At 48.8% G+C, this 1,744-nt stretch carries 2 protein-coding genes; one reads left to right on the forward strand and one right to left on the reverse strand.

Features of this window, described 5'->3' with window-relative positions; all coding sequences use genetic code 11:
• Nucleotides 1–330: 330 nt before the first annotated feature.
• Nucleotides 331–1,233 carry a CDP-diacylglycerol--serine O-phosphatidyltransferase gene (gene pssA / locus RC73_RS19350; RefSeq protein WP_052248312.1) on the reverse strand — a complete coding sequence of 301 codons (903 nt, stop codon included), beginning with the start codon at nt 1,231–1,233 and terminating at the stop codon, nt 331–333.
• A 90-nt stretch (nt 1,234–1,323) separates the two neighbouring features.
• Here pssA and RC73_RS19355 point away from each other — a divergent pair.
• Nucleotides 1,324–1,744: DUF4124 domain-containing protein (locus tag RC73_RS19355; protein ID WP_039036165.1), on the forward strand; the 421-nt coding region annotated here is incomplete at its 3' end.

Genomic DNA, 1,744 nt, shown 5'->3' on the forward strand with positions numbered 1-1,744 from the left:
CCGTGTCAGTGGGAGCGCATTATAGGGAGCCTGAACTTTTGTGCAAGGGGGATTTTTGCAAAACCACACCAAACGAACACTATTTAGGCATTACCAAGTTACTGTCAACTTTTAAGCAACACAGACATTACCCTAAAGTCCCTTTTCATCTCGATGAGTAACTTGAACCAACTGAGATGGCTATGCAAACTGACTTGCTCACTAACCTGGGTTGCTCGTCAAAAGGCTATTTCACTCAAGGTGGGATCTAGGTTTAGCACATATTTCGCCGCTTTGCAGAGTAAAAGCCTTTTGAAATGGCAGCCCAAAGTTTTCACTATCACGAGAGAATCATGACTTGAGCTTGTCTAGGCTCGCTTTATCTCCCGTATCTTCTTTTTCTTCGGTGCTTTCTTTGTTATCGCTATCTTTATTATCTCGGGCATGGGAAGTGGGAGAACCCTCTGCACTTGATGCTTTGCCATCACTGTCATCTGTCTCATCGTCATCCCCCAAAACGTGAGACACCTTGAGTTTTCTAACGCTGCGAATGGTAACCACAGGCCCCGAGAGAGCATAGAGATAAAACAGCAGACAGAGAATTAATGCAGGTTCGACCGAGATCACCACAAATACGGCCACTACCAGCAGAATCACCAGGAAGTTCACCTTGCCACGCCAATCGACTTCTTTAAAGGAGTGATAGCGGAAATTACTCACCATCAACAGACCGGCAACGGCCGTGACCAGAGCCACCAATATACCTATATCATGCCCTGAGACGCCGTAGCCCTGCCCCAGCCAGACACTGCCGGCAATAAGAGCCGCTGCGGCCGGACTGGCAAGCCCTTGGAAGAAACGTTTATCGGCCACTCCTACTTGGGTATTGAAGCGCGCCAGACGCAAGGCAGCCCCGGCGCAATAGATAAACGCCGCCAACCAACCTATTTTGCCCAATTCAGAAAGCCCCCAGTTATAGGCTATCAAGGCCGGAGCCATACCGAAGGACACCATATCTGCCATCGAGTCGTACTCGGCACCAAAGGCACTCTGAGTGTTGGTCAAACGCGCCAGACGACCATCCAGTCCATCAAATAACATGGCAACAAACACAGCAATAGCCGATGCCTCAAAGTGCCCATTCATGGAAGCGATAACAGCATAGAAGCCCGAGAACAATCCTGCTGTTGTCATCAGATTGGGTAACAGATAGATACCACGGGTTTTTATTGTTGGCTTGGATAAATTTTGCATACACTTAACCTGATGGTGTAATCAAACTCATAACGGCAAAGATAACACACTTGCTCAGACAAGCTCACCCTGCAGAAACGGAAACAAACAATGATAAGGATCAGCCTATTTATGGCTCTGCTGGCATTACTCGGAGCCAACGCTGCCTCGGCAACCCCCATTTATACTTGGGTCGATGAAAATGGCGTCACCCACTACAGCCAGGAGCCGCCGCCACAACAGCAAGCCACCGAACTGGACAGCCAAAATCTGCAACCCGCCAGAATCGGCACGGTCGCGCCGCAGAGAAAAGATGACATTGTGCTGGAGACTGAGTCTGAGAAACAGGCCAAATTGCTCAAGGAGAAAGATGCAGTCCAGGCTCAGGCTATATGCGATAAGGCCAAATTCCAATTGGATGTCCTCAATACCCACACCAGGCTACAACGTAAAGATGATGTCTCCGGTGAAATGATTAAGATGACTGAAGAAGAACGGCAGGCGGAGATAAAGGAGCAGCAGGAAAGAATTC

Origin of the sequence: Shewanella sp. ECSMB14102, from assembly GCF_000813075.1 — a bacterium.
Classification (GTDB): domain Bacteria; phylum Pseudomonadota; class Gammaproteobacteria; order Enterobacterales; family Shewanellaceae; genus Shewanella; species Shewanella indica.

Coding starts and splice junctions, on each gene's coding strand:
- pssA (WP_052248312.1), bottom strand. CDS start 1,233: ATGCAAAATTTATCCAAGCCAACAATAAAAACCCGTGGTATCTATCTG.